The sequence below is a fragment of the Carboxylicivirga agarovorans genome, assembly GCF_050589845.1.
Taxonomy (GTDB): Bacteria; Bacteroidota; Bacteroidia; order Bacteroidales; family Marinilabiliaceae; genus Carboxylicivirga; species Carboxylicivirga agarovorans.
Window position 1 is genome coordinate 1 of record NZ_JBNGPA010000006.1, and the last position, 15,301, is coordinate 15,301.

Genomic DNA, 15,301 nt, shown 5'->3' on the forward strand with positions numbered 1-15,301 from the left:
CTCCCCTCTCCTTCGTCGAGGTACTCCTCCTTGCCAGGAGGAGAGCTGATTTACAGCTTGCAAAACACTATATATGTGAATGTTTGAATCTTTTCGAACACTCGTGCGCTTTGCCCCGGGCTATGATGTGGCAGGCCTACAGCCTGCTATTGACAGCTTGGTAATCAAATCCAGGGGATTTAATCCGTGTAATCCGTGGTCAAAAGGAAGAAACCGTGGTTTCGAAAACCTGCATTTGTCCCCAAGGGACTAATATTTGACTTTTAAAGACAAACAACATAAAACAACATCATTCACAAAAGCTAGTATATTAAAGGGTTTTGTTATATTTGACATGTAATAAGATTCAAATAGTCACAAATGAATTAAGTAATTATTGACACCACATTTGACACCTTTAAAATATTTAGCGCATGAAATACAATACAAAAACATTCGTCAAGTACAACCTAAAGAAGCATAGCGACACTACAAAACCGTTTCAAATAATCCTTATCATCGTTCATAAAGGGCAACGGTTAAGATACTATACAGGAAAACGAATAAAACAAAGTAATTGGGATGCAACTAAGCAACGTGCTAAATCATCCTACGCTACTGCAAGCACTTTAAATAGCTTTCTTGATACACTTGCCAACTTTGTAGAAGACGAATACAACAAGATGAAAATGTCAGGTGAAATCATAAGCACCAATAAAATAAAAGAGCTTATTGAACAACACCAACACAGAATTCCTACAGATGGCATTCTAAAGCACTACGATGAGTTTATAGAACTTTCAAAGAACTACAAAGCAGAAAGTACAGTCAAATCCTACCAATCCAACAAGAGCCGCTTAAAGGGCTTTTATGAAAGCACAAAGTATTCAATGTCATACAATCTTATTGATAAGCATTTCTATGAAAAATACATCAGCTATCTGATAAACGTAAAAAAGCTAACCAATAGCACAATAGCAAGAGATACCAAGTATATCAAGACTTTTCTCACATGGGCTACAGAAAAGGGATACAATAAGAATACAGAGTACCGAAAGTTCAAGTATAAATCAAGTGAGAGTCCGATAATCTTTTTGACGTGGGATGAACTGTTACACCTCTATAATCATGAATTAAATAATGATGCAACTCTAAAGCTAACCCGTGATATATTCTGTTTCGGTTGTTTTACCGGTATGCGCTTTTCTGACATTATGAATTTGAAGCATGAGAACATTGAAGGTGATTACATGAACTTTATTACAGTAAAAACGAATGATCCGTGTTCTATACCATTCAATAAGTACTCAATGGCAATTTATGAACGATATGCAGCTAAGAAGGGTAATGTGTTTCCAACGCTCACCAATTCAAAGATGAATGAGTATCTTAAAGAAATGGGAGAAATAGCAGAACTAAACGATGCAGTACACGTAGTCAGTCATAAAGGTTCCAAGAGAATTGAAGAATATGTGCCAAAGTATAAAAAAATAACTTCGCACATTGCCAGAAAAACATTTATCACAAACATGTTGGTAAAAGGTATGTCAACACAGGTAATCATGGATATTACCACACATAAAAGCTACAGTGCATTCAAGCGTTATTTTAAGGTTGTGGATGAGCATAAGAAAAACGAAATGGATAAAGTATTTGAATAATTATGGGAATAGGTAATGTACCTTCACTGGACGAGTGGATTAGGAGAAGTAAACAAAAGGAAAAAGAACAACTGCAAGACGAGAGAGTTGAAGCACTAACAGCGGAACTTGAAAAACTTGCGAATACTGACAAAACCAAACCAAAGAACACCAATCAGGGAACTAATAAACAAGTGGCATTGGCGTTTTATTATCTTAGAGAAGCTGAGAATTTTAAACGAACAGCTAGCAATAGTGCAGATGCAAGGTTTATTCAGTTTCTAACCGGACGTGATTTTGATGAGATACGCAAAAGGTTAGGTCAACCTTATAAAAGAGGAGAAGACAAAACAGGGAAAGCAACGAAGTCTCTAATAAAAGATTTAGAAGTAATAAAAGCGCAGTTTAAATCAGCAGAGCTTGTGGATGGTATGAAATTGATACAAAAAGATATTGACATTCTAGAAAATGACCTTAAATCCTTTGATGAATAAATGAGGTGTAACATTATTACGTTTCACCCTTCCCCTAAAAACAACAATACGATATTGCATAAAATTCATCTTTTGAAGAATTTCTTCTTTCATATTTCTTCTTGATTTATTTCATCTTATAAACTAATCGCCTCAATAAGTGCTTCGCCTTATTGAGGTTTTTTTGTATAGTTGGGTATACCCAAGCTGCCCCTCCCCACACCTCCAATGAGCTTCAATTTTGCATCGAATCAAAAAATAAAAAATCAATGCATCATGAAGTTACAATTTGAATTAACAGAAGATTTTAAAAATGAGCTTAAACAGCTTTTAAGAGAAGTCATTAATGAAGAGCTAAACAATGTTAGTTTAGACGTTCAGCCGGTAGTGGAAGATAAAGAGCTACTATCAAGAAAAGAAGCCAGTAAATTTCTTGGCTGTTCCCTTACTTCGCTTTACAACTACCAAAAGAATCGCTTAATACCATACCATCAGGTAGGGCGTAAAATTCTTTTTAGCAAATCTGATTTATTAAACCATTTAAAAATTAGTGCCAATTAAAAACGTTTCTGCGTGCTTATAACATAGCAGAACCTGCGCAATTATTGCACAAAGTTATATAAAGAGAATATAAGATGATAGATACAATAGTTTTAAGAATACACAACATTAACCAGTACCCCGAAGCAATAGATGCTTTAATTAAAGAGGGAGAGGGTGAATATTATTCAACAATTGATAATCCGCATAACAAAGAGGTGGTAGATTGTGATACTGGTGAGATTTCAAATGCTCCGCACTTACAGATTAGACAAATATATTATTCGGATACAGATAAAACCTATACACTTTATAGAAATAAAACCCTTACATCATCACACTACTATTTAGGTTATCGCATCAGCTTGGATAAGGATTTTGTGGAGTTTAACTTCTCAATTCCTAAGTACCTGTATGGTACAAATCTAAAGCAGTTTGTACCGCATAAAGAAGAGGGGCAAAATTACAAAGATGGGGAACTAGACTCGTTTGAATTCAATATGAACATTACCTATGAGCGTCTTATTCAGTTTATTCGTGATTTTATAAAGAAGTGGTTCAAGGGCGAAATAATATCTGAATTAGATGTTGAGATAGTTAGATTAGATATATGTTACAATCAAATATTTAATACTAAAGAGGATGCTTTAAAGTATTTGGAATATCAAAAGAAGATTAAAAAGAAGTACCTCAAAGCAACTTCTAAAAACAAGACCGATTGGGGAACATCTATCTTTTTACAAACCGATAGATACGCAGCTAAAATATATCATAAGGGCTCTGAATATTCTAGTAAAGATGGAGAGCGCAAGCATCACTTACAAGTCAACAAAAAACTTGGTAAAGAACAGTTTCCAATACAAAGTAAATACGATAAGGATTTTGGCCATATGCTTAGTGAAGGATTGCAAGACTATTCTGACCGCATATTAAGGTATGAGATAAGCTACAAGAATGCTTATATGAGTGCATTGTATAAGAAGTTTCTATTTGCACCGTCATGCCCAATATTTAAACAACTGGAAAGAGATTTTAAAACAGTTAAAGCACTACAAAGGAAAATTGACACGGCAAGGGAGAAAACAACAAAAATAACTGCTATCAAATACGACCAATTCGAACTTGAAGCTTTTGAAAATCAATTGCGTGATTTGCCTAAGCTGGTTAAATCAAACAGTAAGTTGTATGAAAGCATTTTGAATAAAAGAAATTCATTCCGATTGCAGATAACACCACAGGAAAAAGATGAAAACGCATTTTTAGAATATTGTGGTAAAGATGAAAAGGGAAAATTAATGATTCCTAAAACGGCACTATTCTCAAAAGAGTTACTTGATGAGATGTTTAAGGTATTTGTGGATTTTAAAGACCAGTTTCGCATTGAATCATTAGAGAAATTCACCGACGTTACAAAAAGGGTAATCAATTACAACAGGGATGTAGAGAAGTTTAACAAAGATATTCCGGCAGACTCTAAGCTTCGCAAAAAGCGGATTAATCAAACTTATATCAACTCAATTCTTTTGCACCTGCAATCATATTCTTTCGATGAGTTGGTAGATAATAAAATCATATCAAGACGCACAAAATACTACTACATAAAGGCTCTTGAAGCAATTGGATTAAGTAAAAATCATTTGGCCGTAGATAGTATAGATATTAGTAAAAGTGAGGAATTTGACATTTACCACATTGACAATAAGAAAGTATTAAATCAAATATTAATAAGTAAAAACTAGAATAATGGATAATTTAAAAATGTTATTAGACGAACACATGTTATCATGTAATAAGTGTAATTCAAACAGGAGAAAACTTGATTATGAAGAGTTGCCTATTAAGATGCAGAATGTATTTAAAGAGCTTAGAAACTGTGTAGATTATTATTTATACTGTTCCTGTTGCGAAGAATATTCGATGATAATGAATGATTTTTAAACCGACACCCTTGTTATTTATTTAGCAAGGGTGTTTTTGTTGGTAGGATACCCTAATTGAATAACTTCAATTGTTGAATTAAATAAAGTAAGAATTAGTCAATTGTAACTTTTTTGGAATAAATACATAATTAATATAGATTTGATATGCTTTATATAATACCAATATGGTACGATATAAAGCATATTACGTATATCGACTAGTTAGCGGTTATTTAAAAATTACAACGAATTATACATGAAACTAAAACTAATCTTGTTCTTCTTCATCTTTTTGTCGTTTAATCCATCATTTGGACAAGACTCAAATTCAACGCAGGAAATAGACCGTTATAATTTGAAAAACAAAAGTAATGACCAAAGGGTTAGGCAGTTTCTGACTATGAATAAACAATTGATTGCTTTTCGATGTCACCCTTTTGTAGCTCCTGAAATTCAAGATTCTTTGAAGCAATTTTATGGTATAATTGATTCTATAAGAATTACAAATGACTACAAAACAGACAGTACGATAGTTTGTATTAAAAAAAGTTATTGCTGGGAAATTGATAATGATCTACCTCAGATAAGTAACTATAAAATGCTAAAGAAACTCATTAAGAATAAAAGTAAGCTGACTAATGACGAAAAAAAGCTATTGGAATACTGGGCTTTCTATTCGAAACCACAAAATGCAAGGATAGAAAAATTCATTCACTATCAAAGTTTCACTGATACTGAGAAGCATATGCAGGTAGAATATGAAATAACATTTGATGCGGATTTGAAATATAAAGTCAACATTAAAAAGATAAAAACAACCGCTAACACGCCGCTATAGCGCATAGCAGAGGTGGCAGGGCTTTGGTCGTGCAGGTTCCCGCCTCGATAGTCTCGTCCTCTCGGACGGACAATCTCAACGCAAATCTGCTACAGCGCCATGCGTCCAACCGTTAAAAACAAATACTTATTTGACACCCAAATTGACACCTAATATTTTCAAGTATCTGATATTTAGTTTCTTGTAGATTTTTATACAGTCCCCAAGGGACATCGAATTTCTTCATCGTTTGTTCAATATTCGTTCAATGTTTGTTCAATGTTCGTTCAATATTCGTTCAATGTTCGTTCAATGTTCGTTCAATGTTCGTTCAATCATAATTGTATAAATATTGACAATAATATGATTTATATCTAACTTAATAATGAAGTAATAGTGAGAATGTGTTTTAATTGAAATCAAGCTTAGATGTTAAACCCTAAAAAAGGAACAAAATGGCAGAAGTAAAGGATGGTATCAACGGTAAAGTAAAAGGTAGAGTAGGTAATGCTGTTTTTTATACGATGAATGGAAAAAACATTGTTCGTTCATTACCACAGATCAACAAGCATAAAAAACCTACGCTAAATCAGGAAAGGCAGCGACAGCGTATGAGCCTTGCACAGGAATTATTAAAACCACTAAAAGATCTGATAAAATTAACGTTTGCAAGCCTTGCAGAAAACAGCGCGCCATATCATGTGGCCAAATCCTATAATATGCGCCATGCCATTATAGGGGAATTTCCAAACCAGGAGATTGACTGGACAAAGGTATATTTAAGTGCAGGATCAGTAGAGAAACCTTCTGAATGCATAGTACAAAAGAGGGATGGGGGATTACACTTTAACTGGAGCAAGGGAGAAGGAAAACACAACGATACGCTTGTAGTTATGGCTTATAATCCTGAAAGTAACAGATTAGAATATCGTTTTACCGGCATATCGAGACAAAGAGAAGACTATTTTTGGGATGTGGCTTTACAAGACATGCCCATGCATGTTTGGGTGGCCTTTCGCCGTCAGGATGAAACAGATATAAGTGACAGCTTATACCTGGGAGTGATCTGATAATTCGGGTTATTAACCTGGGGGCAAATTATTTCACACCTCAGTATATTAGAATTTAAGTTCCCAGGTTTGGCCATCGTAAACCGTGTGCTCGCTGTCTTTATTAAGCGTGTGCACTGCATGTGCCTTTACACCTAATGATTCGGGGCTTATTTCTTCAACCAGTTCTTCCTGATACTCGGTCTGACTAAGCTTGACCACTTTGTTAATTTTGATGCAGCCTCCATACTTTTCAAAACAATTTTGCGACGGACGATAAAGCGCTCCGTTTTCAAAATATAACTTACCGGCGGGGCGCGCCACTGAACTATCCGTTACAATTGGATTTTGGGGATGTGCCTGCCACTCATCGTTGATAAAATCATTTGAATAGAAAAGAAACAACTGATCATACGAACCACCGTCATCCATTCTTTTGGAAATGGTAAACAGCCACCACATATCGTTGTAGTACAAAGGTGTAAAATCCAGTAAACGGGCATTTGCCTGTAATATTTTCAAAAACTTCCAGGTATCAGGAAAGTGAGTCGCCTCATATAACCTCAGGCTATTATCGGCTGCCGATTCAGGAATCATATACCAGCTATCATCCAGTTGAAAGATGTTTGGGTAAGACAAGTGAAAATCCTCCTTTACAATGGTAGAATACTCACTTATGGTACTACCACCATTAAGTTTGGCTGCCACTAAATGGCCTTTGCCAGAACCGGCATTGATCTGTTCTACAAATAGATGTTTATCAGTGATAAAAGGATCGGCCCAGCCATCTTTTCCTTTGGGCACCAGTTTGGTAAATTCATTTTGTTCGTTGGTGATTACCACAAACCAACGCTTGTAAAACAGCACTTTCTTAATGCGTTTTATAACTCTTGTTAAAGCTGTTTTGCTCCAGGATAAACTGGTTTTTAATAAGCCCGGACTATTATAACTGACATGCTCTATACTTTCAAGCTTCTTTGTTGAACACCATATACTCTCAAAAGACTGCTTAACAGCAGCTTTGAAAAAACCACTGTTTTTATCGATGCTGTACTCCAGAGTTTGAAACCGGTGCTTCCAGACCACACGACCTTTTGAAATGACCTGGTATGGCCTTTTGCACAGTAGAAAACGCTTCAGGAAATGAATAACGCCATTATTACCATGGTATATCAACTCATGCGGTAAAATGTAGCAGTCTTCCTGCGCAGAGTATTCGCAGTTACCGAAATAAAAATTTACAGCATTCTTTTCTATTTCCCTGTCTGGACTTGCTTTGAAAACAATGTTCTTCTTAAGTCGTAAAGACGCATGAATATCAATTGGCTTAAAAGACCTGAACTTTTGCCGGAAAACCAACTTCTCAATAATAGTAACCGGCCATAACAATTTACTACTCTTCTTTCCCGTGATATTTAAAGGTTTATAGAAGAGATAAATTGTTACATCAGGATAATCATCGGCCAGTTTAGCGATCACTTCAACCAGCCAAGCCGGAAGTACAGTTACCGGAATATGAATAAGCAATGGCTTGATAAGCTCTTTCTTATCTATGTAGTTCAATGTTTTACTGTCCATCAATAAGCCCTTTGATTGATAATTCAGCCCGTTTTTTCCAGGTATAATTCTCTTTCAGATCTTCAAAAGCCTTGTTTGCCAAACGCGTTCTTAGTGCCTCATCAGCGCAACTGTTTAAGGCATCATTCCATTCTTCGGTATTGTCGGGAGACACTAAAATGGCATTGTGCTCATTGAGTACTTCGCGTAAGACAGGCATATCAGAGCATATGATGCATTTTTTTGAAGACATGTACTCAAATATTTTAAGTGGTGACATATATTTCGATGACTCATGCCCTTTGTTTTCAACCCACACCTCTCTTTGGTAGGGAGCTAATAACACATCACATAAAGACCTGTATAAAGCAACTTCAGATGGTTCTACAAAGCCATAGAAGTGCAGGTTTGGCAAATTTGTTAATTGTTTACGCCAATGATCAACATCTTGCTGACGTCCGCCAACAATGTGAAAATCCACATCACGATTGCTCTTTGCCATATCAATGATGACCTCGACTCCCCTTCCCTGGTACAGATGACCGAAATATCCCACATGTAACACGCCATCTCTGCCTTTCCAATTGAGCCCCTTATTAACTTGCCCAACCGGAATATCAGCAGCATCGTGCAATACCAGGCTATCAATGCTTTTCTTAAAATGAAGGCTGAACATTTGCTCCAAGACCTTTGAAATGGCCACAAAACGTTTAAGGTTATTAGCCTGGAATATCCGTTTTAAGAAATGTCCTTTAATACCATCGGCATCGGCAAATGGTTTATGCGCCTCAATTACAAACGGTATTTTGGTATATGACAGGTAAACAGCCGGTAATTCGCACCGTGTATAAACCAGGTCGGCATGAAAACGTTTGGCAAACCTTACCGCTTCCAGGGCAAATAGGTGCATTTTTCCCTTTACATTTCTCAATGGTATTTTCTTTATGGAAAAAACATTTTTAACACCATAATACGAATACACATCGTTTATACCTGCCTCCTCATTGTTAGGTGAATCAAAGGTTAATAAAGTAATATCATGTCCCAGCAGACCAAATGCCTGACACATTTTCATCACATGAATACTATTGGCTGTTTTACTTGGCACAAATGAGTTTGCTATGTATAATATCTTCATATTAAGGCTCTGTAAAAGTTATTTGATGTCTGTCAATTTATTGAAGAACATGAATATCGTTAATAATGAACTCATAAAAACAAAGTCCTTTTTGATAAGGGCTTCAAGATGTTTATTTAAATAGTCTTGATCAAAGCGTTCTTCTATTAATGGGTTTTCTGAGTTAATTACATTTCTTATAAAATCAATATTAGGGCTTTGACACATCCATTCTGCAACATTTTTGTGGCTTCCCTTAAACCAGAAGGAATGTCCTGTTTTTTTATACAGTTTCATATCAGCCCGCCACAAAACATCTTTGACCAAAGCAGCTGTTCCCTTTTCTTTCCCTTTCAGCCCCCATGGACTTCTTTCAAAGCGGACTTTTTGAAGGCTGGTCATCACTTCTGCCGCTGCATCCTTATAGAGGATACGGTCATCCCTCATCTGAAAAGGCAAAGCCAGAGAGAAGTCAACAATCGCGTTGTGACATAGAGGGCTTCGGCTTTTAAGTTGTCCATAATAATCGGTCCAGGGTTCATTCTTATTGAGGCGTCTTTGGCGACAATAGAAATCAAAAGTATCACAGATATCCCCCACGTCATTCATATCCAGAGTTTCCAGAGAAGCCATAAATGCCTCTTTCGCCCGCCCGCTATTCTGCTTCTTATAAACTTTATTGACCAGCTCTGTAACTGCTGGTTTATACAAAGAATAGCAGTACTCATGCTTATCGGTAATAGCTTTGTTTTCAAATTCGGCATAATTCTCAGCCCCATCCATATAGGTAAAGGCATCTAAGAATGTCGATATAAAACCATTGATATTAATATCAAGATCCGACAGGCGCTTATGAGCATCATAGTACCAAGTACTGTACATGGGTAACATGGGTGTTTTACTCATATGTATGCCGGCATAATTAGCTATAAAATCATTGGTACTGATTTGGATATAATCAGTGTTTGATAATCCTAATGTTTCGTTGATCTTCCTGGATATATGAGTCGCGTCCGAGTTATCTGAACCTGTATAGGTATACGATAAAAAGTTTTGCTTTTGCTGACTTGCGAAAAACAGGTTCCAGCGTGAATCGAGCCCGCCCGAATTGGCAACCGCGTATGTCGCATCAGGTTCCACAAAGCATTCTTTAACGGCATTCCGGATCAGCTCTGTTGTTTGCTCCCGGGCTGCTGAATAGTTAGTGATAACAGCTTGGGGTTTATGATGCCAATATTGCTCTATTGACGTAATTGCATTACCCGACAGGTCAATGGTAATGATTGTGGCCGGGGTACAAAGCTTTATCTCATTTAAATAGGTATTCTCCCAGTGCATATATCCAAATTGCAGCAATTGCTCAATGGCCGTTTCATTGACCGATACCTCAGAGAGCTCTTTAACCGCCAGCCAGTAATCATCGGTTATCAGCCAGTTGTCACCCTCCTGCATCAGAAATAAGTCAGCCATACCAAGCCTGTCATTGAATACATAAAGCAATTGCTTTTGTTCATCGGCAAGCCAACCACAGAAACTGCCATTTAATTGCTTAAGAGCTTCTTTACCTTTTTTGTTAAACTCATTAAGAACATGGCTTTCAATGTCGGAATCTTTGATTCCAAATAGAAATCCCTTGAAAAAGAAATTCGACAATTGAAACAGTTCCCTTCGCTTAACTTCCATAAATACTGTATTTAGACTTTGGTTTCATTTCAGTTTTGCAATATTCAATTATCTCGTCGGTAAACTCATGAAAAAGAGGACCTAAAGTACATTGCAACCCTTCCATTCCTATATCAGAGGTATTGGTTTCTATATGCATTACCTTTCCTTGTGCGTCAATAGCTAAATCAAAGCCTAATATACGACAGTAGTAATGAGAGGCAGCTAACTCCTTTGCCAATTTATAAACCTCATCAATAAACGGCGGGGTTCCCATTTCTTTAAATGGCTTTAATCCATTCATTTGCTTAACAACCACACCGCCTATTTTCATTCCTTTTTCAATGAATCGCCCTTCCTTTAAACATACGAAAACGCCACCATTGGCAATATTATCAACACGGCTTTTCTCGGCTCCGATGCGCAAGAAGCTATATAGAATATGTATTTGATTATCTGTAACCGATCGATAGGTATAAACCCGAAAGGTATTTAATGATGATGGATTAAATGCCTTATAAAAAGGGTGTTGCTCAACGGTTTTTTGAACCAGAAAGTCTTTTTTAAACTTTTGCTCCAATAAATCGAGCGATAAAATTTCATTTTTATCATTGACCAGTTGTCCCTCCTTGTTTCTGTCAAACATTTCAACCCCTTTACCGCCATGTATTTCAATTGTTTTTTTTATCACAACACTATCAACACCTGTTAATAAGCCATCAAAATCAATTGATTGTTTTTGAAGCACTTTTTTATCATTTGAGTAATAGACGCCATTAATATTTCTGACATAAATAGCCGGTATATGTTCTGGTTTGTTAATCCAGTCAATTCGGGCTTTATCCTCATAAGCAAGGGCGAACTTCCGATTGTTTAATAGTGGTTCTATAATAGCGAAGTACACATCTGACGGTACAATATTCTCATCAAAATAACCTAAGAAACCTGATGCATTTCTAACGTGAATATCTTTCACCCCGGCGCCAAACACCCCCCACTTTTTTTTATAATTCTTTAAATCTTCAGATGTCAGTTTATACAATACCTGGCCATTTTTAGGTTTAAACTTTTTGGCCAGTTGAATATTCTGCTCAACAAAATGCTCATAATTAAGCACACGATAGGCTTTGCGCGCATATGTAGACAAAAACCTTAACATTTGATATTTAAAACTCATAAGCCTTCCCTTTCAATTTTTCTGGTTAAGTTTTTACTCGTTTCTTACAAAAAGCAATTACTTCATCAGTGTATTGATGAAATAAAGCCCCGTTGGCCTGTTGAATGTTATCAATTCCTAAGTCCCAGGTGTTTACTTCAATTATTTTCACTTCATTTTGATCGGTATATGACATGTCAAAGCCCAAAACCCTGGCATGGTAATGTATTTTGGCCGACTCTACAGCTACTTTCTTTATTTCATCAATACCCGCAACGCGTTCAATTCCCTTGAGCTTAATGCCATTAAATTCATGCACGATACCCCCTTTGTTATTGACACCAAACGACCGCAGATAACCTTCAGGTGTAACACCAACCGCATGGCCACCATATTTCCGGTTATCAACAATACTGCCCGGCGCACCAACTCTCAGTGTTACATTCAATACTTTTATCTGATTGTCTGTAACTGAACGATAAGTCATCACCCTCAAGGTATTTAATGATGAAGGATTAAACTGCAGAAAGAATGGGTGTTGACGGACGTATGTCTGAATAACAAAGTTTGACTTAAAATTGCTTAATAAATAATTCAATGTCAAGTTATCCCCGTTAATATTGCAGTAGTGTTGATTCGTACGCTCAAAGATCTGAATATTCCTGCCTCCGTGTGATTCTACCGACTGTTTAACTAATACTTTGGGGTGTTGTTCCAGTATGACTGATAGATCAACCTGCTCATTTTTAACACCATTGCCATCCACATAAAAAATCCCATGTATATTCCTAAGTAATACCCCGGGTGTATGCTCATGGTATATCCAATCTAACAGTGATTTATCTTCCAAACCGGTAACGTATGGAATATTGTTTAATGCCGGTTCAATATATGAATAGTAAACATTTGCCGGTACAACATTGAAATCGACCTTCCTGAATATACTGGCGATATTTGATAAGTAAACAGAGGCGACCCGGTTATTAAAAATTCGCCATCTCTTTTTGTAGTTTCTGACATCAGCTCTGCTTAGCTTAAACCTGTCGTGCAGTTTTTTATTAAAACGAAGGGCTTTACGACGACATTCAAAATAGACATAAATAAGCGAAAGGTGCTTGTCCAGAAAACGAACGGACCGGGAACCAATAATTATGAGTGAAAAAAGAATATTCATAATCCTGACATTTAATTGAGAAGCCTGATAACAATTCTCATCCAAATCAATAGATATCTTTATTAATCTGCCATACAGCACAGTTCGTCACACACCCTTTACAGCTTAACAACAGTAAATTGCGCCCCCAATTAACCTGATCCTATATTTTAAAACCTATCCGGTCATCGGTTTACATCTTATGAGTAATAAATATGGTACTTAGAGCAGTTAACGAGTCGCTTTTTACAATACTCGATGACCTCATCGGTATACTTGTGAAACAAAGGTCCCAGCATATACTGTTGTCCTTCCATACCAATATCTGAGGTATTTACCTCAATTAACTTCACTTTTCCATCGACATCAACGGTCAGGTCCAGTCCCAGCAGGCGACAATTAAAGTGATGGGAAGCCACCTGTTTGGCAAAATCCCAAATCTCCTCAATTTTATAGGCTTTGCCCAGTTCTGCAAATGCAGGCTGCGTCCCTGCCTGAGTCCTGAATTCACTGTCCTCGGTCATTCCATGTCCGGCAAAGATGCCCTCCTGATTTAAACAAATAAAAACACCTCCGCATGATACATTATCAATTTGCATATTTGGAGCTCCAACCCGCAAATAACTGTAAAGTATATGAATTTTATTATCTCTGACAGAACGATAAGTTACAACACGAAAAGTATTTAAAGAAGAGGGATTAAAAGCCTTGTAATAGTCATGTTGTTCAAGACGTTCCTGCATCAGAAAATCCATTACATGCTTAGACTCCATGTAATCTAAGGATAATTTTTCATTATTTCGGTTAAGCAATACACCACCTTCCCTTTCAAAGATTTCAACACCTTTGCCACCATGCTCTTCTATTGACTTTTTAACAACAACATTATCTATTCCTTGCAATAAGGTATCAAAGTCAATGTCTTCACGCTCAATTACAGAGCCATCATTCTTATAGTAAACTCCATGAATATTTCGCAAATAGATTTCAGGCACATTATCTGTTCCATTTAACCAGTCAATGCGACACTTATCTTCATATCCCAGTCCATATTTTCTATTATTAAGTATGGGCTCAATAATACCGAAATACACATCAGACGGCACAATGCGTTTATCAAAACATCCAGTTAACAGTGTTGAGTTTTTGACATGGCACATGTTACAAAAGCGGTCGAGTTGTCCCCAGTATTTCCGATACTCCAAACGGTCATTAATGGATAACCTGCACTTTCTTTTAATGCCTTTGGGAGTAGAACTTTCAGCCAACCTGGCGTTGTCCAGCCTCATATATTTGTAGCGGGCAACCTTGTTAACCTTTTGGGTAATAGTTGTAATGGTTTTCCATGACCTGTGTCTCCATCTCATGCGAGTGTAAATTAACTGGTTGTAAACTGGCTTAATTCTCAGTGATTATTTCACCAATTCTCTCAATCTCCAATCGGCGTTTTTTTGATGATTTTTCCATTATCAACCTTAGTTGATTGGCAATAAAAAGCATTTTACGCACCTTAGGCATTCGACCCACTCTTGTACCATACAATTGCCTGTAACGTTCAATTTCCTTTTGAGCCTTATCTGATCTTTTATTGGGGCCAAACACTTCTATTGACTTGGATAAATGATGTTCGCGGTAGCCTCCCAGAAAATAAGGGATATGAATAAAACTACATTCTCTCAGGAAACGAGTCCATAAATCAACATCCATTGTATAGTGCAAATCGTTGTTAAGCCCTCCTACTTTAAAATAGATTTCCCTGGTGAAAAATGTTGTTTCCTGCGGGATCTTTAAAAAGTATTTTGATTCCCATTTTTTGAACGACGGCCCTTCGTTCACTCCAATAACTCTATCGTCTTTATCAAGTATTGTGCGATCACCGTAAAATACATGTTCGCTCTTATGCATATTATAATAATGAGCTATTAAATGCAAAGTACCAGAATAAAGTATATCATCAGAGTTGAGCCAGTTCAGCAAAACGCCGCTTGCTTTGTCGAATCCCTTATTAATGGCATGGCTCTGACCATCATCCGCTTCACTCACCCAATAGCTTAAATGTGCTTCATACTTCTTAATGATATCTACACTTCCATCTGTTGAGCCACCATCAATGATAATATATTCCAGATTGGGATAATTCTGATTAAGTACCGATAGGATTGTTCTCTCAAGAAACTCCTCCTGGTTATAAGAAGGCGTAACGATTGTTATTTTAGGATAATCAAGGTTTTCCAAAGCT

At 36.7% G+C, this 15,301-nt stretch carries 13 protein-coding genes; 6 read left to right on the plus strand and 7 right to left on the minus strand.

The features are described 5' to 3' along the window. The first annotated feature begins 413 nt into the window (after nt 1-413). The 6 genes from ACRD69_RS08470 to ACRD69_RS08495 all read left to right on the plus strand — a co-directional run bounded on the left by ACRD69_RS08470 (nt 414) and on the right by ACRD69_RS08495 (nt 6,438). A complete protein-coding gene (locus tag ACRD69_RS08470; protein ID WP_430814637.1) occupies nt 414-1,640 on the plus strand; it encodes a site-specific integrase in 1,227 nt (408 codons plus the stop codon). A 2-nt stretch (nt 1,641-1,642) separates the two neighbouring features. Beyond that, nucleotides 1,643-2,113 carry a hypothetical protein gene (locus ACRD69_RS08475; RefSeq protein ID WP_430814638.1) on the plus strand — a complete coding sequence of 157 codons (471 nt, stop codon included), beginning with the start codon at nt 1,643-1,645 and terminating at the stop codon, nt 2,111-2,113. A gap of 255 nt (nt 2,114-2,368) precedes the next feature. After that, the gene (locus ACRD69_RS08480) at nt 2,369-2,653 is read left to right on the plus strand and encodes a helix-turn-helix domain-containing protein (protein ID WP_430814639.1); all 285 of its coding nucleotides are present in this window, start codon (nt 2,369-2,371) and stop codon (nt 2,651-2,653) included. Between the two features lie 74 nt (nt 2,654-2,727). Further along, the gene (locus ACRD69_RS08485) at nt 2,728-4,371 is read left to right on the plus strand and encodes a phage/plasmid replication domain-containing protein (RefSeq protein ID WP_430814640.1); all 1,644 of its coding nucleotides are present in this window, start codon (nt 2,728-2,730) and stop codon (nt 4,369-4,371) included. 436 nt (nt 4,372-4,807) lie between these two features. Further along, complete coding sequence (locus ACRD69_RS08490; protein ID WP_430814641.1) at nt 4,808-5,389, plus strand: hypothetical protein; 582 nt, start codon at nt 4,808-4,810, stop codon at nt 5,387-5,389. 434 nt (nt 5,390-5,823) lie between these two features. Next, nucleotides 5,824-6,438, plus strand: coding sequence for a DUF6266 family protein (locus ACRD69_RS08495; protein WP_430814642.1), 615 nt, complete (start codon nt 5,824-5,826; stop codon nt 6,436-6,438). Nucleotides 6,439-6,486: 48 nt separating this feature from the next. On the opposite strand, the gene ACRD69_RS08500 is transcribed toward ACRD69_RS08495, so the two are convergent. The 7 genes from ACRD69_RS08500 to ACRD69_RS08530 all read right to left on the minus strand — a co-directional run bounded on the left by ACRD69_RS08500 (nt 6,487) and on the right by ACRD69_RS08530 (nt 15,297). Further along, on the minus strand, nt 6,487-7,995 hold the full coding sequence (locus tag ACRD69_RS08500) for a glucosamine inositolphosphorylceramide transferase family protein (protein WP_430814643.1): 1,509 nt from the start codon (nt 7,993-7,995) through the stop codon (nt 6,487-6,489). Next, nucleotides 7,985-9,112 carry a glycosyltransferase gene (locus ACRD69_RS08505; RefSeq protein WP_430814644.1) on the minus strand — a complete coding sequence of 376 codons (1,128 nt, stop codon included), beginning with the start codon at nt 9,110-9,112 and terminating at the stop codon, nt 7,985-7,987. Before ACRD69_RS08505 ends, ACRD69_RS08500 begins: the two co-directional genes overlap by 11 nt. 18 nt (nt 9,113-9,130) lie before the next feature. After that, a complete protein-coding gene (locus ACRD69_RS08510; protein ID WP_430814645.1) occupies nt 9,131-10,774 on the minus strand; it encodes an asparagine synthetase B family protein in 1,644 nt (547 codons plus the stop codon). Continuing rightward, a complete protein-coding gene (locus ACRD69_RS08515) occupies nt 10,764-11,930 on the minus strand; it encodes a sugar-transfer associated ATP-grasp domain-containing protein (protein ID WP_430814646.1) in 1,167 nt (388 codons plus the stop codon). The genes ACRD69_RS08510 and ACRD69_RS08515 overlap by 11 nt, the downstream gene beginning before the upstream one ends. Before the next feature lie 25 nt (nt 11,931-11,955). Continuing rightward, a complete protein-coding gene (locus ACRD69_RS08520; protein WP_430814647.1) occupies nt 11,956-13,083 on the minus strand; it encodes a sugar-transfer associated ATP-grasp domain-containing protein in 1,128 nt (375 codons plus the stop codon). 179 nt (nt 13,084-13,262) lie between these two features. After that, on the minus strand, nt 13,263-14,429 hold the full coding sequence (locus tag ACRD69_RS08525) for a sugar-transfer associated ATP-grasp domain-containing protein (protein WP_430814648.1): 1,167 nt from the start codon (nt 14,427-14,429) through the stop codon (nt 13,263-13,265). A gap of 31 nt (nt 14,430-14,460) precedes the next feature. Next, on the minus strand, nt 14,461-15,297 hold the full coding sequence (locus ACRD69_RS08530; protein WP_430814649.1) for a glycosyltransferase family 2 protein: 837 nt from the start codon (nt 15,295-15,297) through the stop codon (nt 14,461-14,463). Nucleotides 15,298-15,301 lie beyond the last annotated feature (4 nt).